Below are 22,646 nucleotides of genomic sequence, written 5' to 3' on the forward strand. Positions count from 1 at the left end.
AAACGTGCCGATGGAAGGCTCGTAGCGGCCTACTTCAAATGCTTCCAGAGAGGCGGTATCGAGCCCTTCTATCTGCGAAGCCAGTGACTCAGCTGCTTCTCCTTCATAGAAGCCGCCGCCTCCGTTATCACGGATATCCCGCAGCGTATCTGCGAGCTCGGCCTGTTCCATCGTACTGCCGGCTTCGAGCGGCACCCCATTTGAATACAAATGACGGAGCTCTGCAGTAGGAAGACTGCCTGCGCCCGACTCCAGCTGATCGGCCAAAAGTCCGGATACCTCGGAGCTGTCTGCCAGCGTAACGGCTGGTTCAAGCAGGTCGGACCAGTCGGCTGTGCCGTGGTTCGATTGAAACGCTGCCATGCCGGCCGTAAAGCCCGGTACGCCAATGTCAGAGGAGGGGATACCTGTTTCGGGTACTACTTCCCGGTAATCATAGGCCTCTGGAGCTTCGCCCTGCTCCTGAATCAGTACGGAACCGCCGCCGCCGATACCGGAGGCAAAAGGTTCCACCACGGAGACAGCGTAAGCTGCTGCAACAGCGGCATCGGCCGCGTTTCCACCCTGATCGAGCACTTCCATACCGGCCTCGACTGCATCAGGGTGTCCGGCGCTTACACCATAGGAGGAGGGGGTATCAGGGGAACCGGCTTCTTCCTCCATTTCTTCCTCATTTTCATTTTCTGTATTTTCTTCATCAGCAGGAGGGTTTTCATTTTCACTCTCTTCTTCCGGCGCACAGCCGCTTACGAATAAAGCGGTCAGGAGAGCCGCAGCAGGAACGAAGCGAAGTCGCTTTCGACTTGATATGTTAGGTTTATCGGACATATGTCATTCTCCTCTCACTTTTCATGCCTTTATCTTTTTAAAATCGAGCTACATCCAGTCTACTGTTTATCTGAATAATCTGCACTGTTTCAATTCTTTTTCCTGTAAGTATAAACTGCCAGGAATGATAGAAAAAGAAAAACACGTTACGATGAATATATAAACAAATAAAAAGGAGAGATACCATGAGTGAAAAAATGACATTTGAAGTAACAGGACAATCCGAAAAGATGAGTACGGAACTAAAGGCGAAAAACCACACTCTCGTTATTGATGAGCCGGCCAATATGGGGGGAGACGACAAAGGCGCCGATCCTTTATCGACGCTGCTGGCTTCTCTTGCAGGCTGTGAAAATGTCGTGGCGAATATGGTAGCTAAAGAAATAGACTTTGATTTGAAAGGTATTGATTTTAAAGTGAACGGGGAAATTGACCCCCGCGGATTAATGGGCCAGGCGGATGTCGTGCCGTATTTCCAGCACGTTTCCATCAAAGCTTCCGTGCAAACCGACGAGAGCGACAAACGCATTCAAGAGCTTAAGGAAAAAACCGATGCGCGCTGCCCGGTATACACGACGCTTCAGGCAGCAGGTATTCCTATTGATGCCGAATGGATAAAAGCATAGAACAGCGAAAGCTCTCTGTGATGAAAAAGCAGAGAGCTTTTTTATTTGTAATAAGAAGCTAATTTTTCTAAAATGTCATTCCGGTCAAGCGCTGCAGAAGGATTAAGAATATGGCCGTTATAGAAAATCGTGTTAGGGTGCGCCTTTGTAAAAAAGAGGCAGATGGCCTGAAAAAAGCTGATGCAGGAAAATCGCCAATGGCGTAGAAAGTATACAAGAATAGCCGATGTATTGCGCGGATCTAAATACGTGATCGATACGGAATCGCCGTACGTATCGTAAATGGCCCGATAGACGGTACCAAGCTTTTCCATGTCGGAGCGGACGTCCTGAAAGGTTTCTGTCATATTGATGAACCCGTCATCAGCAAGACCGCCGCATCAGTCGCCGCCAATCTGAGCACTGGTGCGGATGATCATGATTTCCTTTTTCATACAGAACACTCCTTTTCTGTCTATTATAGAATAAAAAAGACAATAGAAAGTTAAGTTATCCAATATTTCTGAAAAAACAGGAGGACTGAGTTGCGATGAACAGCCAAAACCTTCAGTTTTACCGGCTTCAGGCGGACAGCATCGGCCTGGAACAGATGAAACAGGTAAATGAGCTGTATGCCGATGCATTCAAAGAGGAAGAGATGTATAGGCAGCGCAGGCCTTCCGATAACTACCTGCTCGAACAGCTCGTGAAGGATCACGTCATCGTCTGTACAGCTGTAGTGGAAGATAAAGTGATTGGTGCCCTCACCGCCTACGTATTCGACAAACTGGAGCGGGAAACCGCCGAAATGTATGTGTATGATCTCGCGGTGGATGAAAGCTGCCGCCGGCAGAAAACGGCCACCCGCCTGCTGGAGTTTCTTTTCAGGCAGGCAGAAGAGATCGGCGTGTCCGCCATTTTCATTCAGGCAGATAAAGAAGATAAGCCGGCTGTGGCGTTGTATGAATCACTAGGAGTAAAAGAAGAGGTCTTTCATTTTGATATTTATACGAAATAACATGGTATAGAATGACAAACAAAAAGCCGGTCTGCCTGGACCGGCCTTCTGCTGTGCTGCAGGTGGTTTTCGCGTTTTTCTATGATGTAAGTACGCCTTTTATACTTTGGGCTTCCAGTACTTTTCGCTGCCGATGTAAGCTTCTGCGGTGTGTAAGGAATCATAAGGTGCCGTTTCTTTTTTGGTCCAGAATCGGTAAAGAGCTATAAGAAATTTCACTATAAAAACCCCCTTCGCTTTTTGGCTTTGGCTCCTGATATTTACCTTATTGGATAGGAGGAGAGTCTACAACTAAATTGTCAGATAATGTACTATATTAATGTGTATTTAAAATACATATTAATATAGAATCTAATAAAAGCAGTTCCGTACTATTTGGGAGAAGGAGCGGTCTTGATGAAAGAACTGGTGGGAACATGTACTATCTGTCAAAAAGAGATATACTGTCTGGACGGATTTTTAAACGGAATATTTCAGAATGAAAAGCTTTATTGCTTTAACTGTTTCGAGGAAAAAAAGTAAAGGGAGGCTGGCTATGGTGTATGTCGCGCTTCTAAGAGGAATTAACGTAGGCGGGAAAAATAAAGTAGACATGAAAATCCTGAAGCAGACATTCGAGAAGGCCGGAATGATTGATGTGGTTACCTACATTAATACAGGCAACATCATTTTTTCAAATCACAGCCTGTCGAAAGAGGAACTGTCTGATACGCTGGCTGAAGCTATTTATACTGATTTCGGGCTGCAGATCAAAGTGCTCGTCCGCCATATCGATGAGGTTAGACAAATTATGGAGGCTGTCCCTGCTGCCTGGAAAAATGATAAAACCATGAAAAGCGACGTAATGTTTTTATGGGAAGAAGTTGATGACGCGTCCATCCTGGAAAACCTGGTTATTAAGCCGAATATCGACACGGTGACATATGTGCCGGGAGCGGTTCTCTGGTCTGTGGATAAGCAGCACGTAACGAAAAGCGGCATGGCAAGAATCGTTGGAACAAAAGCTTATAAGCAAATGACGGTACGAAACGTGAACACCGCCCGGAAAATATATGAACTCATGCAGGATCACGGCGGATATGGCGTTTAATAGTGCATGTGAAGTAGAAATATAGATGCGCTCCCTTTAACCAGGGAGTTTTTTGTATTCAGCACTATTAAGTGAAGCCGGTGCAAAATTTAAAAAATACGACCTGTATTGGTTTTTTTAGAAAATTCTCAAAAAACTCTTGACTGGTCAGACCACATGACCGCATAATGAGAATCAGCAGTTGAAATTAAATAAGTCATAGCATTAAAAGATGACTACTATTTATTAGAAGAGGGGTGAATCTATGAAAAAAAGTCCTATTAAAAAGCAACGAGTATATAGAGTGGTAATCGAAAAAATAAAAGAGGCTTTAAAAACAGGTGATTTGAAGCCGGGAGAAAGGCTGCCTTCTGAAAGAGAGTTAACTAACTTGTTTGATGTTTCCAGGAGTTCTATTCGAGAGGCAATTAGTGTTCTGGAAGCTGAAGGAGTTGTTCAAATTAAGCCAGGTGTAGGAATTTTTTTAGTTCCCTATACAAAAGACCATTTATTAGAAAAAATGTCGAATATCTTTCAAATAGAAACAAAAGACTATTTAATTGAACTGTTAGAATTGCGACAAGGTATAGAAAGTCAATCTGCTTATTATGCCGCATCCAGGAGAACCAATGACCAACTACAGAATATGGAGCGTTTACTAGAAGAACTTGGTAATAATTTCAAAAAAAATCATTATGAAATGGATGAGGATTTTAGTTTTCACCATCAAATTGTTGAAGCAAGTTCAAACTTAATGATGGTAAACTCTCTTGAACTTATCTCCGGAAGAATTATGCAAGGTTTATATGATTCTATTGTTTTTTCGATGCAGATTCCTCATAGAAATGAAACACTTATCCAGGAACATGTGAACATATACAATGCTATAAAGAAGAATAATCCGATAGAAGCACAACGTGCAATGCACTATCATTTAGAAATGGTAATCAAGGATGTAAAAGGTCATACACAATAAAAAAGGAGGAAGAACATGAGAAGTGATTATTCATTTTATATGCCCACTAAGCTCGAGATTGGAAAAGGTAAAACAAAATTAATTAGTGAATTATTGATCCCGTATTTGGAAAACAAATTGATGATTGTTACAGACATTGGTGTTGAACAGGCAGGGCTTCTAATTGATATTAAAAATTCATTAAAAGAAAGCAATATAGAATTTGAGGTATTTAATGAAGTAGAGCCGAATCCAAATGCAGAATTAATAAAAACTGGATTGGAATTCCTAGAAAAAACAGAAGCGGATACGCTTTTAGCAATAGGAGGAGGCAGCAGTATAGACACTGCTAAAGCAATTGCTGCAATGGCTACTAACAGTGGAAATATATTAGATTATGAAGGGCTGAATAAATTGAAAGAACCTCCATTACCGGTTATAGCTGTTCCTACAACAGCTGGAACCGGCAGTGAAGTTACAGCTTCAACAGTTGTTACAAATAACGAAACTTTTTTTAAGGCAGTTATTGTAAGCCCTTACTTATATCCTGAGTTAGCCATACTTGATCCTTTGCTTACGTTATCCTGCCCCCCTCTATTACAGCTGCTACTGGAATGGACGCTTTAACCCACGCTATAGAATCTTATGTATCTAAAGAGGCTAATACAATCAGTCAAGCACTAGCTCTGCAAGCAATAAGAATGATTAAAGATAACCTCCCGAAGTCGTATTTTGTAGGTACGGATATCTCTAGCAGAAGTAACATGATGGAAGCTTCAATGATAGCAGGATTTGCTTTTTCTCAATCAAGACTAGGTAATGTGCATGCGATCTCTCATTCATTTGGAGGAATATTTAACATTCCGCACGGAATTGCAAACGCTGTCATTTTGCCTTATGTTCTAAAATTTAATTTACCAGCCTGCCCTGGCAAAATGAAAGATATTGCAATAGCTTTAGGAGAAGACGTGGTCAACCTTTCTGAAGATGAAGCTTCTCAAAAAGCTTTGAGTAAAGTTATAGAACTAAACAAACTGTTAGATATACCTTCAAATGTAAAAGAGTTGGGAGTGAATTTAGATAAGTTGTCTAAAATAGTAGAAGATTCCATGAGCAGTGCAAATATCAAAGTTAATCCTCGACTCACAGAATCTAAAGATATAGAACAAATTATTACAAATGCGTATTATGAGAGGCTTCCAACTAATTAGGGGGGTAATAAGATGAAGCCAAAAGCAGTAATACCTATGGTTTTAACATTGACACTATTTTTATTAACAGCTTGTGGAGATAGTAATGGTGAAGGAGAGAATGAGGTAGAAGGCCAAGAAGTCTACCAAATTCAACTTGCACATTCATCACCTGCATCTAATGATCGCCTTGAAGAATCTCTTCAAGTATTTAAAGACAATGTCGAAGAACGGAGCAATGGATTAGTTGAAGTCACAACGTATCCTGCAAGTCAACTTGGTAGTGAAAGAGCACAATTAGAAAATGTTCAGCTTGGCTCTGTAGAAATGGCTGCATTATCCAGTGGTCCTTTCCCGGGATTTTTTAAAGAAATGATGATATTTGATTTACCATTTATTTTTGAAAATGAAGAAATTGCTTATGAAGTTTTAGATAGTGACTATGGTGATCAGATACTGGACCTGCTGCTTGAAGAAACGGGTGTAAGAGGATTAGCGTGGGGAGAAAATGGAGTGAGGCACTTTACTAATAGTCAAAGGCCCATTGAGGAACCAGATGATCTAACTGGTCTGACCATCAGGACACAAGAAAATCCTGCTCATATGGCAACAGTAGAAGCTCTTGGAGCGATACCGAATCCTATGGCATTTTCCGAAGTGTATAGTGCCTTACAGCAAGGAGTAATCGATGGGCAGGAAAATCCTATTTCTTTAATTGAAAGTATGCGTTTCTATGAAGTGAATCAATATTTGACATTGGATGGTCATTTCTATAATACATTCACGCTCATAATAAATAATGATTATTATGAGTCAATGCCGGAAGATATACAAACCATTGTTCAAGAAGAAGCAGATACATGGAGTGATGATCAAAGAAGTAGAAATCGTACACAGGTGGAAGAAGGACTAGAGGTTATTGAGGAAGCTGGAGTTGAGATTATAGAACTCACAGATGAAGAGAAGGAAGAATTCCAAGAAAAAACGCAGCCGGTAATTGAGGAATACCGCAGTATTTTAGGAGATGAGTTAGTAGATGAACTGTTTGAAGCAATTGAAGCAGCAGAAAAAGAAGTAAGTGAAAAGGAGTAGGAGGGGGAGTGAAGTGTATTGAGAAAGCTCATCAATAATATTGATAGAGTTCAAACTTGGATTGAAGAAAATCTTCTGTTTTTACTTTTAGTACTTATGCTTGGAGCTAATTTTTTCAGCCTTTTAAACCGTTACATTTTTCAGGAAGGAATTGCATGGGGTGAGGAGCTTCCAAGATACCTTTTAATATGGGCTACTTTTATTGGGGGCAGTTACGGAATTAAAAAGGGGATTCACATTACAGTAGACATCCTTATTATTTATTTATCAGAGAAAAAGAAAAAGTATGTTCGTGCTATCAGTTACAGCATATCTATATTATTTTGTTTAAGTCTTTTATGGGTAGGCTTACCTTATATCATTAACATTGCAGCAACTAATCAATTATCTCCTGGTATGCAGCTTCCTATGTACTGGCTTTATCTATCTGTTGTTGTGGGAAGTTTTATGATGATGAGCAGGCTCATTATTTTATTTGTAAGAGATGTTATTTACAAAGAAGAAATAGAGTCAGAAGATGCTATGAAAATTGATTAGAGAAGAGGTGACATTTATTGGCTATAGTATTATTTGTACTATTGGCGTTGTTTATATTGTTGAATGTGCCACTAGCAATTAGTATAGCTTTTGCTTCACTGATAGCATTATTATCAGCAAATGTAGATGGTTTTATTGCAGTACAACGATTAGTTACTGGTTTAGATACCTATTCGCTCATGGCTATTCCTTTGTTTATGATAGCTGGAAAAATTATGGAGAAGGGAGGAATATCTCAAAGACTTGTAGATTTAGCTTCCAGCATGGTTGGTTCAATAACTGGAGGTTATGCTATTGTAGCAGTGCTTGCAAGCATGTTCTTTTCTGCAATATCAGGTTCTGCCCCTGCTACAGTAGTTGCTATAGGTACCATCATGGTACCCGCAATGGTAAAAGCAGGATATGATAAACGCTTTTCAATTGCTCTTATCGCTGCTAGTGGAACGACTGGAGTCATAATTCCTCCCAGTATTCCTTTTATCACTTATGGAGTCACAGCGGGAGTCAGCGTGGGAGAACTATTCATCGCGGGGATTGTACCAGGTTTGTTAATGGGTGTCTCTTTAATTATTTACAGTTATATTATTTCAAGAATAAAAGGATATAAAGGTACAGAAAAAAGTACATTAAAAAATGTTTTAGTAAATGTAAGGCGCTCTTTCTGGGGTTTGATTATGCCCATTATTATCTTAGGAGGGATATATGGAGGACTATTTACTCCCACTGAATCTGGAGCGGTTGCCTGTATGTATGGATTGCTTGTATCAATGTTTATATATAAGAGCATTAAACTAAAGGATCTTAAAGCAACTTTTAATGAAGCGGGTTTATTGTCAGCGATGGTTTTATTTATCATTGCTACTGCCAGCCTGATGAACTGGATAATGACCACTGAACAAATCCCGGCGCAAATTTCTTCGTTGGTTGGCAATTCTCCAGGAAATAGTCTGGTTCTATTATTGGTAATCGCAATGATGCTTCTATTGATTGGAACTTTTTTGGAATTAAATGCGTCTATTATTTTAATAGTGCCAATTATGTTACCGATTCTAGCCCAATATGATGTGAGTTTGCTGCATTTTGGAGTCATTATGGTTTTTAATTTAGCAATTGGTTTATTAACACCTCCTCTAGGAGTGAATTTATTCGTAGCTAAAAGCTTGGGTAATGTAAGTTTTAATCAAATCGTCATAAGCGTTCTTCCATTTTTGGGAGTCTTAATTATCAACCTGCTGCTATTAATCGTCTGGCCACAAATTTCTACATTTCTAGTAAATTCATAATTTGAAAAGGGGTTTTTCCATGTTTTATGAAATGAGAACTTATACAGTTAAAGTCGGTAAAGTGAATGAATATCTTGATCATTTTGAAGAAGTTGGGTTTCCAATCATATCTAAATACGCTAAATTAGTTGGCTGGTGGTATACAGACATTGGAGAATTAAATCAAGTAATACACATTTGGGAATATGAAAGCCTTGATGTGAGAAAAGAAAAAAGAAAACAACTCTATGAGGATAAAGATTGGACTGAGAAATTTGTACCTAAAGCCTTTGACATGCTGGAAAAACAAGAATCAAAAATGCTGTATGCGGCATCATTTTCTCCAATAAAATAATAATTGTGAAAGGATGAATAATAATGACTAAAAAATATTTTAATTTTATTAATGGAAGCTGGAAAGAAGCTTTGAATGGAAACACTATTGAAAGTAGAAATCCGGCTGCCCCATTAGAAGCAGTTGGAAACTTTCAAAGCTCTTCAAAAGAAGATCTTTCAGAAGCGATAATAGCTGCAGATCAATCTTTTGAAGCATGGTCTTCTTTATCTTATATAGAGAGAGGCAGCTATTTATACAGAGCAGCTGAAGAAATGGAGAAAATGGTTGAAGAAATTGCCGAGACAGCTACTAAAGAAATGGGTAAAACATTTATTGAAACAAAAGGAGAAGTGAAAAGAAGCATAGCTATTCTGAAATATTATGCCGGAGAAGGCATGCAGCAAATAGGAGAGGTTATTCCATCAGCGGATAGTGAAACTATGCTTTACACGAAAAGAGTTCCTCTAGGAGCGGTAGGAATAATAGCTCCATGGAATTTTCCTATTGCTATACCAATATGGAAAATAGCGCCTGCTTTAATTTATGGAAATACAGTTGTCTTCAAACCGGCTTCGGAATCAGCGATTACTGGATTAAAAATTGTGGAAGTGTTCGAAAAAGCAGGCCTGCCAGCTGGTGTATTAAATGCTGTAACAGGAAAAGGCTCCATTATAGGAGAGGGTTTAGTCGAAAACGATCATATCAAGGGAATTTCTTTTACAGGATCTAATCCAACAGGGAAAAGAATTGCGATAGGAGCAGTTGAAAGAGGAATTAAATATCAACTGGAAATGGGCGGGAAAAACCCCTCAGTTATATTGGAAGATGCTGATTTAGATCAAGCTTCAAAAATGACAGTAGATGCAGCGATGAAACATACAGGTCAAAAATGCACTGCCACTAGTCGTGTGTATATTCAAGAATCAATTTATGAAAAAACAAAAGAAAAAATAATTAAACACATTGAAGCGATAAAAGTAGGAAATGGAATGGATGAGGACACATACATGGGTCCGGTCGCTACAAAAAGTCAATATGATTCCGTTCTTGCCTATATTGAAAAAGGAAAAAAAGAAGGGGCGAAATTAATATATGAAGGAAAATCTTTAACTAATGAATTACGAGAAGAAGGATTTTATATCGAGCCAACTGTTTTTGAAGATGGAAAAGAAGGTATGGCAATTGTTGAAGAGGAGATTTTTGGACCGGTAATTGTACTAATGAAAACATCTGGATTACAAGACGCAATCACTAAGGCTAACAGTTCACGATTTGGATTGAGTGCAGCAGTGTTTACAAATAATATTAAAAATTCAGTTATTTTTTCTGATAAAGTAGATGCTGGAATGATAAAAGTAAATGGTGAAACAACAGGATCTGAACCTCATGTTCCGTTTGGAGGAATGAAAGACTCCAGTTCCCATTCAAGAGAGCAGGGGAAAGCAGCGAAAGAATTTTTTACTTCAATTAAAACTATTTCTACTACAATATAACTAGAAATTAATTGCTGAATTTGCTGAATAATGTGATAAACTTGTCATACAACATGACAAGTTTATTTCATTTTAAAAGAAAGGAAGGTACCCAATGGATTCCATTATCGATCGCAAAAAGGTATCCAGCCAAGTGCTGGAGCGGATTAAAGACAACATCAAAAGCGGAGAATTTCCGGCAGGGGAAAAGCTGCCGTCCGAAATGGAGCTTGCCCGCCAATTCGGTGTGAGCCGGGCGCCGATCCGGGAGGCTCTAAGTATTTTGTCAGCAAGCGGTATTGTCGAATTAAGACAGGGCGGCGGGAGCCGCGTGAATGCCGTGCCGCTCGTTGATATGCTTGAGCAGATTCCGTATGACGTCGTAAAAGTTGAAGAAGTCCATGATCTTCTGGAAATGCGGAGCGTCATTGAAGTGGAGGCAGCGGCTTTTGCTGCTGTCCGCCACACGTCGGCAGAAGAAGATGAGCTGAAAGAGGCGCTTGAGGAATTTTCCAAAACGGTAGCCGATCAGAAGGAAGTAGGAGCACAGGCCGACTTTTCCTTTCACCGCGTGATCTTAAAAGCGGCCCGCAATCCGTTTTTGGAACAGACGATGAACAACGTCAGCGGCCTTCTGCAGAAGGCGCTCGACTATTCGCTTTCGCAGAACGTTGGCAGGCAGGAGAAACGCGAGGAAGTATACGAAGAGCATCAGGTTATTTATGAGGCGTTCTGCAGGCGCGATCCGGAAGCGGCCCGCACGGCGATGCGGACCCATCTTGAGAATGCCCGGCGCAAACTGGGAGACACGAGAGTAGACCATTAAAGGAGGAAACAGTATGGCAGATTATATTATTATCGGCGGAGGCATTGTCGGATTATCGACCGCCTACGCGTTAACGAAGCAGAAACCGGAAGCCTCGATCATTATTTTGGAAAAGGAGCAGCAGGTCGCCTCGCACCAGACCGGAAATAACAGCGGGGTGATTCACTCCGGCATCTACTACAAGCCGGGCAGTTTAAAAGCAAGGCTCGCTAAATCGGGTAATGAATCGATGCGTATCTTCGCTGAAGAGCACGGTATTGATGTCGATATCTGCGGCAAAGTCATCGTCGCATCGGAAGAAAAGGAGCTGCCGTTCCTAAACGATCTATACGAGCGCGGCCTCGAAAACGGACTGAATATCAGCAGACTTAATAAGGAAGAGCTTCATGAAAAAGAACCCCACGTCAACGGGATTGCCGCCATTCACGTGCCGACCGCCGGTATCATTAACTACAAGCAGGTATCAAACAAGCTTGCGGAACTCGTTCAGGCAGCAGGAGCCGAAGTGAAAAGCGGAACGGCGGTAACGGGAATCAAGGAGCATGATGCAGGCGTTACCGTTGATACTGACAAAGGGCGGGTCGAAGGGAAGTACTTAATCAACTGCGCCGGCCTGCAGAGCGACCGTATGGCTAAGCTTGCGGGCTATCATCTGGATGTGAAAATTGTGCCGTTCCGCGGAGAGTACTACAAGTTTGTGGAATCGAGCCGCCATCTGGTGCGCAATTTGATCTACCCGGTGCCTAATCCGGATTTTCCATTTCTGGGAGCTCACTTTACCCGCATGATTGACGGCAATGTTGATGCCGGACCGAACGCGGTGCTCGGATTTAAGCGTGAGGGCTACAAGAAAAGCGACATTAACTGGAAGGACTTGTCCGAAGTACTGCTCTATAAAGGCTTCTGGAAGCTGGCGCGTCCGTATTTGAAAGAAGGGACCGGAGAAATGATCCGTTCGGTGAACAAGAAGAGATTTGTGAAGAACCTGCAGAAGCTTCTGCCCGAAGTACGGGCCGAGGATTTAGTGCCGGGGCCAAGAGGAGTCCGTGCACAGGCGTTGAGCGTAGACGGAAAAATGGTCGATGATTTCTACATTGTGCCGGGCCGCAACAGTCTGCACGTCTGCAACGCCCCGTCGCCGGCCGCAACCGCAAGTCTGGAAATTGGTAAAGAAATCGTGAGACGACTTGACGAAGAACGAAGGAGGACAGGCTATGGAAGCGCAATGGATCACAGCGCTGCAGCAGCGGATTGATAAGAATCGTGTTCAGACCGGCACGGCCGATCGGCACAGCTACAGCTACGACGGTTCGTTCGGGGAATTTCTGCCGGAGGCGGTCGTACAGGTACGCAGTACCGAAGAAGTAGTCGCGGTTTTGGAGACGGCGAATTCGTATCGTGTCCCGGTCACGCCGCGCGGGACAGGGAACGTGTCTGAGCGGCGGGCCGCTTCCGGTAAAGGGAGGCATTGTGCTTGATATGAGCCAGTGGCCGTCTTCTGTCGAAGTGACACCTGGCGACCTAACGGCCCGTGTCTCGCCGGGAACCCTTACCTCGGCTATTCATGCGGCAGCTGAAAAACACGGGCTGATGTATCCCCCTGATCCAAGCAGTGCGCATGTCTCCACGATCGGCGGCAACCTGGCCGAGAATTCAGGAGGTCCGCGCGGCTTGAAGTACGGGGTAACAAAAGATTATGTTATTGGGCTCGAAGTCGTGACCCCGGAAGGGAAAGTCATGCAGACCGGCGGCAGTACGATCAAAAATGTCACCGGTTTTGACCTGACTAAGCTGATTGTCGGATCGGAAGGTCTGCTCGGGGTGATTACAGCAGCAACGCTTAAGCTGATTCCAAAGCCGCCGGCCGTACAGACAATTATGGCATCGTTTGCCTCAATGGAAACGGCCGGAGAAGCGATCTCCAAAACGCTCACCTCCGGCATTCTGCCTGCAAAAATGGAATTTATCGATCAGGCCTGTGCGCAGGCGGTGGAAGCCTATCAGCCGTCCGGTCTGCCGACAGATGCAGCGGCGATTGTCATGATTGAGCTGGACGGAAATGAGCCTTCTATTCAGGTGGAAGCCAGGCAGGTGAGTGCGATTATGAAAGAGCTTGATGCCCTGCAGGTGATTGAGCCGGAAACTCCGGCCGCTGCGGCCGCCATCTGGAAAGCAAGAAAAATGGTGTCGCCGGCGATTGCCAAAATTAAGCCGACGAAAGTATCGGAGGATGCAACGGTCCCAAGAAGCCGGATCCCCGAAATGACCGCGCGTCTTGCCGAAATCAAGGAGAAATATAACGTGTCGCTCGTCGTCTTCGGTCATGCCGGTGACGGCAACCTGCATCCGAATATTCTCTGTGATAAACGTGATCAGGAAGAAATGAAGCGGGTGGAGCAGGCGGTCGGGGAGATTTTCGAAGCGGCGATAGCTCTCGGGGGACGCTCTCCGGGGAGCATGGCATCGGCACGATGAAATCTTCGTTTATGGAACAAGAGCTCGGGGCGGTCGGTGTTGACATGATGCGGCGCATTAAAGACGCCTGGGATCCGAACGGGATTATGAATCCGGGCAAAATATTCGCCGAACCCGGGCAGAGGCTGGTGTTAACGGATGAGTAACCCAGGTACGCTGAAAGAGAGAATGAACTACGAGAAGTCCTTTGACTGCGTGCAGTGCGGCTACTGCCTGCCTGCGTGTCCGACGTACGAAACGATGGAAACGGAAAAGCATTCGCCGCGCGGCCGGATCCAGCTCATGAAGCTGGCGGCAGAAGGGAAGATCGGTCTCGAGGAGCTCGAGGAACCGGTCGGCAAGTGCCTCGGCTGTATGGCGTGCATGCCCGTCTGCCCGACCAACGTGCAGTATGACCAGATGCTGGAAGGCGCAAAACGGGTGATTGAAGACACATAAACAAAAGCCCGTGCTGCAGCGGACACTGGAGCATTCTCTGCTCGATACGCTGATCCCTTCAACAGGCGGAATGAATACAGTTGGCAACCTGACCTGGCTGTACCAGAAAACCGGTCTGCAGAAGGCAGCGCAGAAGCTGCGGCTCTCCACGCTGGCGCCGCTTGCGATGGGAGAATTTGAAAAGGTACTGCCGCCCCAGCCGTCTCCGAAAGAGCGCAGCGCGCGTCCGGTTTACCGTCCGGCGCAGCAGCCCGAAAAGCACGGGTTGCGTTTTTTTACCGGCTGTGTAATGGACAGCATGTTCTTTACCATCAACGAGCAGTCGATGGAGCTGCTGGCGATAGCCGGAGCCGGTGTTGTCGTGCCGGAAGAGCAGACGTGCTGCGGTGCGCTCCATGCGCATTCAGGCAGGCATGATAAAGCGGTGGAACTGGCGAAACAGAACATTCAAATGCTTGAGGAGCTGGAGGTAGATTACATTGTAAACAACGCCGGCGGCTGCGGCGCACAGATGGTCCGCTACGATCATCTCTTTGAAGAGGGAACCGTATGGCATGAACGTGCCACAGCATTCAAGGAAAAGGTAAAAGACATTACCCAGGTGCTGGCGGAGCTCGACAGCCTTCGTTTTACGAAACCGGTAGAAGAACGTGTGACCTACCAGCCGTCCTGCCATATGACGAACGTGCAGCGTGTCACGCCGCGCCGCGTTCGCTCATGCAGGCGATTCCCGGCGTTGAGCTGGAGGAGATGAACGATCCCAACTTCTGCTGCGGATCGGCAGGTGTCTATAATCTTGTGCAGCATGAATCATCCATGAAGATTCTTGACATGAAAATGAAAGATGCCGGCAGCACAAAGACGTCCACGATTGTCACGACCAATCCCGGCTGCCTGCTGCAGATGAAGTACGGAGCCGAGCGGGCAGGCACGAGGCAGCGGGCTGTGCATTTAGTGGAACTTCTCATGGAAGCCGGACCGGTGCCAAAAGACGCCTAATGGCTGGATTGGATCCAATGTGTGATTTAAAAAGAAAGAGTATTCAAATTCATATTGACATGTAAAGCTGTATTGACTATCATTATAACTATTAAAGATGATTATGGATTGTTAAGTTTCGACTCGCTTCTTTTGCCGGAAGTGAATCTCGGATCCAAACGCCAGTCCGCTCTGTCTTCCTGCACGATTTTTCTGCATGGAGTAACCAGGAGAGGACCGGCGTTTTCTTTTTACCTAAAATATGTAAGCGCTTTACTAATACGATTACGGGGAGCGATTTGATGGATTTTAACTACTCAGACGAACAGGTAATGGTAAAGAACATGCTTCGGGATTTTGTTGATAAAGAAATTGTCCCTATATCCAGCAGTGGGATGAAAAAGGGGAATTCCAGCCGGCAATTCTGGAAAAGCTTTCCGGACTCGGGATGATGGGCATCTGCATCCCGGAAAAATACGGCGGCAGCGGCATGGACTACAATACGCTTGCCATTGCCTGTGAAGAGCTGGAACGCGGAGATACGCCTATCGGACCGCTGTTTCTGTGCATACCGGATTAAACAGCATGACCCTTCTCCAATGGGGAACAGAAGAACAAAAGGAACGAATACTTACACCGCAGGCCAAAGGCGAAAAAAATCGCAGCATTCGGCTTAACGGAACCCAATGCCGGCTCAGACGTAGCGCGATGAACTCCACTGCCGTGAAAGACGGCGATTCCTACATTTTAAACGGATCGAAACATGGATTTCTTTATGTGATTACGCCGATCATTTTCTCGTATTTGCCTACACGGATAAGAGCGCCGGCCACAAAGGATTATCGGCATTTGTTATCGATCGGAACATGGATGGTTTTTTCTTCCAAAGCGATTAAGGAAAAGCTCGGTATCCGTGCCGGAAACACCGGTGAAATATTCTTTGAGGATATTAAAGTACCGAAAGAAAACCTGATCGGAGAAGAAGGCGAAGGATTCAAAATAGCGATGAGCGCTCTCGACAACGGCCGATCACTGTAGCGGCAGGTGCATGCGGTCTTCTTATGGCGTCACTTGAAGCAAGCGTAAACTACTGCCATGAACGAAAACGTTCGGCAAAGAAATCGGAAAACATCAGCTCGTTCAGCAGATGATTGCGAATATGGAAGCCGGCCTGCAGATGAGCCCCGCGCACTCGTATTTAAAGCAGGCAGCCTGAAAAACGAAGGGAAGCGGAATACAAGGGAAACCTCGATGGCCAAATGGCAGTCCTGTAATTTTGCCAACGAAGCCGCAAATGACGCGGTTCAGATTTTCGGAGCCTACGGCTATTCCAACGAATATCCGGTGGAGCGGTACCTGCGGAATTCCAAAGCTCCTGTGATTTATGAAGGTACACGGGAAATTCATACAGTGATGCAGGCACGCTACGCCTTAGGGTACAACGAAGACAAACCGTTACGTAAAACACTGCCCGCATGGCCGTTCGAATAAAATAAATCACAATCGAAAGGGGGACATGAACATGAGTGATAAAAGTACAGCAGCAATGGAAGAGGAGCAGCATAAGCAGAAGGAAATTCTGGATGAAGAAGGCAAGATGAGAAGCTATACCGGCTTTATGAAGTGGGTGATTACCGCCATTTGTATCGCCTGGGCATTCATGCTCGTATATTTCAACAGCTTCGGAGCCATGGAGGCTCTTATTCTTAGAGCCTATACGCTTGGCTTTCTTTTCCTAATGGCTTTTCTGCTGTTTCCCGCCTCAAAGAAAAGCAGGGGAGCGCGAAGGCTGCCCACGGTCTGGGACTTCATTTGTATTATTGGTTCTGTAACCGCCGTCATTTATTTCGTCTCTATTTATGAAACGTTTGCCAGAGAATGGGGAGGCTTCCACCGGACAGACTGGAACTTTATTATGGGAGCCGTTGGAACACTGTTTCTATTCGAAGCCAGCAGACGTGTTGTTGGAAACACGCTCTCCATCATCGCAGCGGTTTTCCTCACATATATCTTCGCAGGACCGTACATGCCGGGGACATTCAGCCACGGCGGCTTTACGATCACAAGAACAATTGACACCATGTTCTGGGGCGCCCAGGGAATCTTCGGTATTGCACTCGGCGTGTTCACCACCTTTGTGTTTATGTTCGTACTGTTTGGAGCCTTTTTGAAAAACAGCGGCTTTACCGATTTCGTTAACAATCTGGCCCTTACTATAGCGGGGAGTACCGCCGGCGGCCCGGCAAAAGTAGCCGTCCTCGGAAGCGGTCTGATGGGCATGGTAAACGGAAGTGCGATTGGAAACGTCGTAACGACCGGTACCGTCACCATTCCGCTGATGAAAAAAACAGGCTACAAAAAACATTTCGCCGGCGCGGTGGAAGCTGTTGCTTCCACCGGTGGATTGTTCGCACCGCCTGTTATGGGGGCAGCCGGCTTTATTATGGCAGAGTTTATTGGTGTACCTTATACAACGATTATGCTCGCCGCTGTCATTCCGGCCCTGCTGTATTTCGTCACCGTATTTATGGTCGTTCACTTTGAAGCGAAAAACCTGGGATTGTCCGGGATAAGCAAAGAAAATATTCCTTCCGCCATAGGCGTATTGAAAAGCAAAGGACACTTAATTGTACCGCTGGCTGTTTTAGTCTACTTACTGGTTATTGGTACAACGCCAACGTATGCCGCGGTATTTGCACTGTTTGCCACTGTTCTGGTCAGTGCGTTTAGAAAATCGACCAGAATGAGTTTTAAATTAATTATCCAATCGATTGAAGATGGCTGTAAGGCGGCTGTAGCAGTAGGTGTCGCAACGGCGATTGTTGGTATTATTGTAGGAACGGTAACTCTTACAAGTCTCGGCCTGGTGGTTGGAAATAACATACTGAATCTCGCAGGAGACAGCCTGTTGATCGCCGGTATTTTCACGATGGTGATCAGCATTATTATGGGAATGGGCGTGCCCGCCACAGCGGCGTACATTATCGTAGCGACCGTGTCAGCACCGCTTCTTGTGGAACTGGGTGCTTCGGTACTTGTTGCGCATATGTTTGCTTTCTTCTTCGCAGCATTATCAAATATCACACCGCCTGTGGCGCTTGCTTCCTATGCGGCTGCAGGTATAGCCAACGCTTCACCGAACAAAGTATCGCTCACGGCAGTCAGAATCGGAATAACCGGCTTTATCATTCCGTTCTTCTTCCTATTCAATCCGGTGCTGCTGTTTGACGGCGCCAGCTACTCGGCAAGTATTCTCGCCGCAGTTACAGCAACGATTGGTGTTATCGCTTTGGCGGCAGGCCTGCAGGGCTGGTTGCTGACCAGAGCTGGTGTCATACAGCGTCTCATTCTTTTTGTCAGCGCTTTCCTTCTTGTGGAGCCAACGTTTATATGGGACCTGGTAGGTATTGCCCTGCTTATTGGTATTATGGTTTGGCAGAAAGTGAAGCCGATCCAGGCGAAACAGCCGAAAGAGTCAGCAGATCCTGTGTCAGGCAGTGAAAGAGTAAATCTTTAAGTTTCACAACATTATAAAGAAAAAGGGGAGTTTTATGATGAAAAAGATGTCTACGAAGAGAGTATTTCCAGCAGTAACCATGGCAGTAGGACTGGCGTTAATAGCAGGCTGCGGAGGCGGCGGAGGAGAAGAGTCCGGCAACGGCGGCGGGGAAGAAGAAGCGGGCGGAAACGACGCGTCCGGTGAAGGCGGTCTCGATGGCGGAGACGGGGAAGCAAACAATGAAGGCGAAGAAGGAGATACGCACATCAACCTGGCGACAGCCAGTGAGACCGGTCTGTATTACCCGCTTGGAGCAACGCTTGCTAATTTCTGGTCCAATGAAGTGGACGGCGTATCCTCATCGTCACAGTCTTCCAATGGAAGCGTGCAGAATATGATTTTTATGGCGCAGGGGGAAGCAGATGCCGGATTTGTAATGGGTAACATCCTCCAGGATGCCTATGAGGGCGAAAATGGATTTGAAGGAGAGCAGTACGAAGATGTACGCATTCTTGCCGGTGTCTACCCGAACTACAATCATGTCGTAATGCGTGAAAATGCAGGGATTGAATCGATCGCTGATATTGAAGGCGAAAACTTTGCACCGGGAGCAACAGGCAGTGGAACGGAAATTGCGTCCCAGCATATTCTCGGGGCGTATGATCTGACGTTTGATGATATTAATGCCAACTTCGGTGCGTTCCCGGAAGCCACGGATTTGATGAGAAACAATCAGGTGGTCGGGGCTAACATTAACGGTGGTGTGCCGACTTCGGCTGTAAGCGAAATGATCAGCACAGCTAACGGTGTGTTGACAAGCATTGACGATGAACAGCGTCAGGAAATGCTGGATGAGTATGACTTCTATATTGATGAAACCATTCCAGCCGGAACCTATGAAGGCCAGGAAGAAGACGTGCATACCACAGCGATGCAGAACTTTATTGTAGCGGATGCTTCCATGTCCGATGAAGTAGCCTACGATATTACGAAAGCTATGTGGGAAAACATTGAAGACCTGCATTCCAGCCACGAGACGTTCCAGCAGTTTGAAATAGAAAATTTTGACGAAGGATCCGGGGACATTCCATTCCATCCGGGTGCAGAACAATATTATGAGGAAGAAGGTCTTCTTGACTAATACAGGACATTTGTTCCAATGAAGTGAAGGCTGTTGCTGCTGACAGCCTTTTCCTTTTTTTATACGGCAGAAAGGATGAAGCTCGTCATGTATTGGGAAGATTTTCTGAACGTACCCTCAACAATAGTTGAAAATAAGGTGTCTAATGAAAAAGTAGAACAATTTAAGCAGGCCCTTGGTTTTTACGACAAAGCAGCAGGTCATGTCCCGCCGACATTTGTGCGTTCGTTTTCATTTGGGGAAATTCAGGGGCTGACCTGGCCGGATGCCGGCATGATTCACGCCGAGCAGGAATACGAATACCGCAGGCCGCTCGCAGTGGACGAAATACTGCAGTGTTCGCAGCAAATAGAAAAGGTCGTCCGTAAAAATGGAAAAAGCGGGAAAATGGCATTCATTTACCTGACACAGATCGGGAAAGACAGCGCCGCTGATACCGTGTTTATTTCAAAACGTGTCCTCGTCTGGAAAACAGCCGGGCGTCACGTGGAAGGAGTGCCGGAATGAATAGTACGAGCATCGATGAGCATTGTATGAAAGTGCCCGGCTTTACTAAGAAACAGGTACAGGCCTATGCCCGGGCTTCCGGTGATTTAAATGGAATCCACATAGATGAGGAGCAGGCCAGAGCAAACGGCCTGCCCGGCGTCATCGTGCATGGTCTCCTGACGATGGCGTGCACGTCTATTCCTTTTATTCCGCTCCTGGAGAACGGCTGGCACGTGTCGTATTTTCAAACGCGGTTCACCGGCAAAGTATTCCTTGAGGAAGCATTATTTATAGAATGGATGCCGGCAGAAACAGAAGAAGAGAAATTATTTACGTTGAAAGTATCGAAGGAAGACGGAACGAAGGTAACCGAAGGAATCATCGAGCTGTCACGCAGCAAGTCAATGTAACAGAGAGGATGCACGCTTATGGCAAAAGACAGAAAACAAACCGCTTCATATGGAGATGAAGGATTCAGCGTATTTCTAAGGCAGGCGTTCGCCCGCCATATGGGCCATACGAAAAAAGACTGGGAAAAGCCGACGATCGGCATCTGCAACACACAGAGCGAGGTGAATCGATGCCATACCCATTTTGGTCCCATTATCGAAGCCGTAAAGCGGGGAGTATTGATGGGCGGCGGCATTCCGCTGGAGTTTCCAACGATCTCGCTTGGCGAGAGCTTTACGAGTCCGACTACGATGATGTTTCGGAACCTGGCTGCGATGGACACAGAGGAAATGATCAGCGCCCAGCCGTTGGACGGTGTCATATTAATCGGAGGCTGCGACAAAATGACGCCCGCCCAGCTGATGGGAGCGGCAAGTGCTGATATCCCTTCCATTATGATTACCGGCGGCGGAATGGATAACGGAGAATACGAAGGAAAGACGCTCGGCGCCTGTTCGGACTGCCGTTATTTCTGGCAGGAGTATCGAAGCGGAAGCGTCTCGGAAGAAGAGCTCGATGACATTAATCAGGCACTGGCTCCTTCCGCCGGTCACTGTATGGTAATGGGAAGTGCGAGTACGATGGCAGTCGTCTCCGAAGCGCTCGGCATGATGCTGCCCGGCGGCGCGGCGACGCTTGCAACCGACAATAGAAAGCTGGCGGAGGCGCAGGAAGCGGGTAAGCAGATCGTGAAACTGGTAGAAGAGGATATTGTCCCATCCGACATTATGACGGAAAAAGCGTTCGACAACGCAATTCGGATGATTATGGCCGTCGGCGGGTCGACAAATGCAGTGATCCATCTGACTGCGATTGCCGGCAGGCTCGGCATCAAACTGCCGCTCTCCCGGTTTGATACACTTGGAAAAGATACGCCGTTTATCGCGAACCTCCGTCCGGCAGGCGAATACCAGATGAAGGAATTCAGCCACGCCGGCGGTGCCCGGGCGGTGATGAAAGAGCTGGAAACCTATCTGCATACGGATGTGCTCACGGTTACCGGCCGGACGCTGAAGGAAAACCTTGCAGATATAACGGTATCTCCGAATTACCGCCACGTAATAAGCCCGCTCTCCGATCCTCTTCATGAAGGAGATGGAATCGCTGTGCTGACGGGAAATATTGCCCCTAACGGCGCGCTGATCAAGCCCAAAGCCGCTTCGGCATCGCTTTTCAAGCATGAAGGCCGGGCGGTTGTATTTGAATCGACGGCGGATATGGAACAGAAAGTAAATGATCCAGATCTGGATGTTGAAGCAGAAGATATTCTCGTATTGAAAAATACCGGTCCGCGCGGAGCCCCGGGCATGCCGGAAGCGGGCATGCTGCCAATTCCGAAAAAGCTGCTTGAGCAGGGCGTGCGGGACATGGTCCGCATCTCGGACTGCCGGATGAGCGGAACTGCCTTTGGAACGATTGTACTGCATGTGTCACCGGAATCAGCCGTCGGCGGTCCATTTGCGCTCGTAGAAAACGGTGATACGATCCGGCTTGATGTGGAAGCGCGCGAGCTTGAGCTTCTCGTAGACGAAGCCGAGCTGAGCCGGAGACGTGAGCAGTTCGTCCCTCCGCAGGTCGGGGCAGAGCGGGGCTACAAAAAGCTGTTTCAGGAGCACGTGCTCCAGGCCGATCAAGGCTGCGACTTTGATTTTTTAATGCCTCCGGCCCTGCGTTCCACGGCTGAAACCGAGAATGGCAGAGTCATACAGGAGGAGAAAACGAGGGGAGGCTGATGGAAACAGTAAACAAGTGGCCGGCACGGGTATCGATTTCCAGAGGATATCTGCTGCTGACGCTGACTATACTTTTTATTGTTTTCAGCTTCACCGGCTGGCCGGGAGAACAGGTGCTGATGATTTTGACCGGAGGGCTGATCCTTTATTCACTGCCCTTTATGGCATTTTTTCCTAAAATCATGACGAGCATTCTGCTTATCACGGGCCACATTGTATTTTTCGCTCAGGATCTCGGATTCACGTACTGGC

Annotated in this window: 24 protein-coding genes and 2 pseudogenes; 24 read left to right on the forward strand and 2 right to left on the reverse strand. The window is 45.9% G+C overall.

Features of this window, described 5'->3' with window-relative positions; all coding sequences use genetic code 11:
• A partial coding sequence (locus MMY81_RS31310; RefSeq protein ID WP_252315901.1) for a gamma-glutamyltransferase occupies positions 1–828 on the reverse strand: 828 nt, incomplete at its 3' end.
• Positions 829–1,013: 185 nt separating this feature from the next.
• On the opposite strand from MMY81_RS31310, the gene MMY81_RS31315 reads away from it, so the two are divergent.
• Positions 1,014–1,454: an OsmC family protein gene (locus MMY81_RS31315; protein WP_252315902.1), complete on the forward strand. Its 441-nt coding sequence runs from the start codon at positions 1,014–1,016 to the stop codon at positions 1,452–1,454.
• A gap of 41 nt (positions 1,455–1,495) precedes the next feature.
• Here MMY81_RS31315 and MMY81_RS31320 read toward each other — a convergent pair whose 3' ends face one another.
• Positions 1,496–1,801 carry a hypothetical protein gene (locus tag MMY81_RS31320; RefSeq protein ID WP_252315903.1) on the reverse strand — a complete coding sequence of 102 codons (306 nt, stop codon included), beginning with the start codon at positions 1,799–1,801 and terminating at the stop codon, positions 1,496–1,498.
• Positions 1,802–1,983: 182 nt separating this feature from the next.
• Between MMY81_RS31320 and MMY81_RS31325 the strand changes: the two genes are divergently transcribed.
• From MMY81_RS31325 to MMY81_RS31420, 23 genes and pseudogenes are all read left to right on the forward strand, one after another.
• Positions 1,984–2,451 (forward strand): GNAT family N-acetyltransferase, encoded by a 468-nt coding sequence (locus MMY81_RS31325; protein WP_252315904.1) that lies wholly within the window; start codon positions 1,984–1,986, stop codon positions 2,449–2,451.
• Positions 2,452–2,986: 535 nt separating this feature from the next.
• Complete coding sequence (locus tag MMY81_RS31330) at positions 2,987–3,541, forward strand: DUF1697 domain-containing protein (RefSeq protein WP_252315905.1); 555 nt, start codon at positions 2,987–2,989, stop codon at positions 3,539–3,541.
• Between the two features lie 244 nt (positions 3,542–3,785).
• Complete coding sequence (locus tag MMY81_RS31335; protein WP_252315906.1) at positions 3,786–4,496, forward strand: FadR/GntR family transcriptional regulator; 711 nt, start codon at positions 3,786–3,788, stop codon at positions 4,494–4,496.
• Between the two features lie 15 nt (positions 4,497–4,511).
• On the forward strand, positions 4,512–5,102 hold the full coding sequence (locus MMY81_RS36390; RefSeq protein ID WP_483882508.1) for an iron-containing alcohol dehydrogenase: 591 nt from the start codon (positions 4,512–4,514) through the stop codon (positions 5,100–5,102).
• Positions 5,090–5,686, forward strand: coding sequence for an iron-containing alcohol dehydrogenase (locus tag MMY81_RS36395; RefSeq protein WP_483882509.1), 597 nt, complete (start codon positions 5,090–5,092; stop codon positions 5,684–5,686). The genes MMY81_RS36390 and MMY81_RS36395 overlap by 13 nt, the downstream gene beginning before the upstream one ends.
• Positions 5,687–5,698: 12 nt before the next feature.
• Positions 5,699–6,757, forward strand: coding sequence for a TRAP transporter substrate-binding protein (locus tag MMY81_RS31345; RefSeq protein ID WP_252315907.1), 1,059 nt, complete (start codon positions 5,699–5,701; stop codon positions 6,755–6,757).
• 18 nt (positions 6,758–6,775) lie between these two features.
• Positions 6,776–7,294 (forward strand): TRAP transporter small permease, encoded by a 519-nt coding sequence (locus MMY81_RS31350; protein ID WP_252315908.1) that lies wholly within the window; start codon positions 6,776–6,778, stop codon positions 7,292–7,294.
• 17 nt (positions 7,295–7,311) lie between these two features.
• Entirely contained in the window at positions 7,312–8,577 is a 1,266-nt protein-coding gene (locus MMY81_RS31355; RefSeq protein WP_252315909.1) for a TRAP transporter large permease, read from the forward strand.
• A gap of 19 nt (positions 8,578–8,596) precedes the next feature.
• The gene (locus MMY81_RS31360; protein WP_252315910.1) at positions 8,597–8,911 is read left to right on the forward strand and encodes an NIPSNAP family protein; all 315 of its coding nucleotides are present in this window, start codon (positions 8,597–8,599) and stop codon (positions 8,909–8,911) included.
• Between the two features lie 23 nt (positions 8,912–8,934).
• Positions 8,935–10,386: an aldehyde dehydrogenase family protein gene (locus MMY81_RS31365; protein WP_252315911.1), complete on the forward strand. Its 1,452-nt coding sequence runs from the start codon at positions 8,935–8,937 to the stop codon at positions 10,384–10,386.
• 94 nt (positions 10,387–10,480) lie between these two features.
• On the forward strand, positions 10,481–11,191 hold the full coding sequence (locus MMY81_RS31370; RefSeq protein WP_252315912.1) for a FadR/GntR family transcriptional regulator: 711 nt from the start codon (positions 10,481–10,483) through the stop codon (positions 11,189–11,191).
• A 13-nt stretch (positions 11,192–11,204) separates the two neighbouring features.
• Entirely contained in the window at positions 11,205–12,446 is a 1,242-nt protein-coding gene (gene lhgO, locus MMY81_RS31375; protein WP_252314113.1) for an L-2-hydroxyglutarate oxidase, read from the forward strand.
• Positions 12,406–13,812, forward strand: a pseudogene (locus tag MMY81_RS31380) (FAD-binding oxidoreductase). The gene lhgO and the pseudogene MMY81_RS31380 overlap by 41 nt, the downstream one beginning before the upstream one ends.
• Positions 13,805–14,104 (forward strand): (Fe-S)-binding protein, encoded by a 300-nt coding sequence (locus MMY81_RS34725; protein WP_308215541.1) that lies wholly within the window; start codon positions 13,805–13,807, stop codon positions 14,102–14,104. The pseudogene MMY81_RS31380 and the gene MMY81_RS34725 overlap by 8 nt, the downstream one beginning before the upstream one ends.
• Positions 14,091–14,858, forward strand: coding sequence for a (Fe-S)-binding protein (locus tag MMY81_RS34730; protein ID WP_308215542.1), 768 nt, complete (start codon positions 14,091–14,093; stop codon positions 14,856–14,858). The genes MMY81_RS34725 and MMY81_RS34730 overlap by 14 nt, the downstream gene beginning before the upstream one ends.
• On the forward strand, positions 14,855–15,103 hold the full coding sequence (locus MMY81_RS34735) for a heterodisulfide reductase-related iron-sulfur binding cluster (protein ID WP_308215543.1): 249 nt from the start codon (positions 14,855–14,857) through the stop codon (positions 15,101–15,103). Before MMY81_RS34730 ends, MMY81_RS34735 begins: the two co-directional genes overlap by 4 nt.
• 281 nt (positions 15,104–15,384) lie before the next feature.
• Positions 15,385–16,573: pseudogene (locus tag MMY81_RS31390) on the forward strand (acyl-CoA dehydrogenase family protein).
• Positions 16,574–16,604: 31 nt separating this feature from the next.
• Positions 16,605–18,599: a TRAP transporter permease gene (locus tag MMY81_RS31395; protein WP_252314115.1), complete on the forward strand. Its 1,995-nt coding sequence runs from the start codon at positions 16,605–16,607 to the stop codon at positions 18,597–18,599.
• A gap of 34 nt (positions 18,600–18,633) precedes the next feature.
• On the forward strand, positions 18,634–19,722 hold the full coding sequence (locus tag MMY81_RS31400) for a TAXI family TRAP transporter solute-binding subunit (protein ID WP_252314116.1): 1,089 nt from the start codon (positions 18,634–18,636) through the stop codon (positions 19,720–19,722).
• An 87-nt stretch (positions 19,723–19,809) separates the two neighbouring features.
• On the forward strand, positions 19,810–20,229 hold the full coding sequence (locus MMY81_RS31405) for an FAS1-like dehydratase domain-containing protein (protein ID WP_252315913.1): 420 nt from the start codon (positions 19,810–19,812) through the stop codon (positions 20,227–20,229).
• Complete coding sequence (locus tag MMY81_RS31410) at positions 20,226–20,621, forward strand: MaoC/PaaZ C-terminal domain-containing protein (protein WP_252314118.1); 396 nt, start codon at positions 20,226–20,228, stop codon at positions 20,619–20,621. The genes MMY81_RS31405 and MMY81_RS31410 overlap by 4 nt, the downstream gene beginning before the upstream one ends.
• Before the next feature lie 18 nt (positions 20,622–20,639).
• Positions 20,640–22,394 carry a dihydroxy-acid dehydratase gene (locus MMY81_RS31415; RefSeq protein WP_252314119.1) on the forward strand — a complete coding sequence of 585 codons (1,755 nt, stop codon included), beginning with the start codon at positions 20,640–20,642 and terminating at the stop codon, positions 22,392–22,394.
• Positions 22,394–22,646 (forward strand): hypothetical protein (locus MMY81_RS31420; protein ID WP_252315914.1); only part of this gene is annotated, 253 nt, incomplete at its 3' end. The genes MMY81_RS31415 and MMY81_RS31420, both read left to right, overlap by 1 nt.

The sequence above is a fragment of the Sinobaca sp. H24 genome (genome assembly GCF_023845525.1).

Coding starts and splice junctions, on each gene's coding strand:
- MMY81_RS31315 (WP_252315902.1), top strand. CDS start 1,014: ATGAGTGAAAAAATGACATTTGAAGTAACAGGACAATCCGAAAAGATG.
- MMY81_RS31320 (WP_252315903.1), bottom strand. CDS start 1,801: ATGACAGAAACCTTTCAGGACGTCCGCTCCGACATGGAAAAGCTTGGT.
- MMY81_RS31325 (WP_252315904.1), top strand. CDS start 1,984: ATGAACAGCCAAAACCTTCAGTTTTACCGGCTTCAGGCGGACAGCATC.
- MMY81_RS31330 (WP_252315905.1), top strand. CDS start 2,987: ATGGTGTATGTCGCGCTTCTAAGAGGAATTAACGTAGGCGGGAAAAAT.
- MMY81_RS31335 (WP_252315906.1), top strand. CDS start 3,786: ATGAAAAAAAGTCCTATTAAAAAGCAACGAGTATATAGAGTGGTAATC.
- MMY81_RS36390 (WP_483882508.1), top strand. CDS start 4,512: ATGAGAAGTGATTATTCATTTTATATGCCCACTAAGCTCGAGATTGGA.
- MMY81_RS36395 (WP_483882509.1), top strand. CDS start 5,090: ATGGACGCTTTAACCCACGCTATAGAATCTTATGTATCTAAAGAGGCT.
- MMY81_RS31345 (WP_252315907.1), top strand. CDS start 5,699: ATGAAGCCAAAAGCAGTAATACCTATGGTTTTAACATTGACACTATTT.
- MMY81_RS31360 (WP_252315910.1), top strand. CDS start 8,597: ATGTTTTATGAAATGAGAACTTATACAGTTAAAGTCGGTAAAGTGAAT.
- MMY81_RS31365 (WP_252315911.1), top strand. CDS start 8,935: ATGACTAAAAAATATTTTAATTTTATTAATGGAAGCTGGAAAGAAGCT.
- MMY81_RS31370 (WP_252315912.1), top strand. CDS start 10,481: ATGGATTCCATTATCGATCGCAAAAAGGTATCCAGCCAAGTGCTGGAG.
- lhgO (WP_252314113.1), top strand. CDS start 11,205: ATGGCAGATTATATTATTATCGGCGGAGGCATTGTCGGATTATCGACC.
- MMY81_RS34725 (WP_308215541.1), top strand. CDS start 13,805: ATGAGTAACCCAGGTACGCTGAAAGAGAGAATGAACTACGAGAAGTCC.
- MMY81_RS34735 (WP_308215543.1), top strand. CDS start 14,855: ATGAACGATCCCAACTTCTGCTGCGGATCGGCAGGTGTCTATAATCTT.
- MMY81_RS31395 (WP_252314115.1), top strand. CDS start 16,605: ATGAGTGATAAAAGTACAGCAGCAATGGAAGAGGAGCAGCATAAGCAG.
- MMY81_RS31400 (WP_252314116.1), top strand. CDS start 18,634: ATGATGAAAAAGATGTCTACGAAGAGAGTATTTCCAGCAGTAACCATG.
- MMY81_RS31405 (WP_252315913.1), top strand. CDS start 19,810: ATGTATTGGGAAGATTTTCTGAACGTACCCTCAACAATAGTTGAAAAT.
- MMY81_RS31410 (WP_252314118.1), top strand. CDS start 20,226: ATGAATAGTACGAGCATCGATGAGCATTGTATGAAAGTGCCCGGCTTT.
- MMY81_RS31415 (WP_252314119.1), top strand. CDS start 20,640: ATGGCAAAAGACAGAAAACAAACCGCTTCATATGGAGATGAAGGATTC.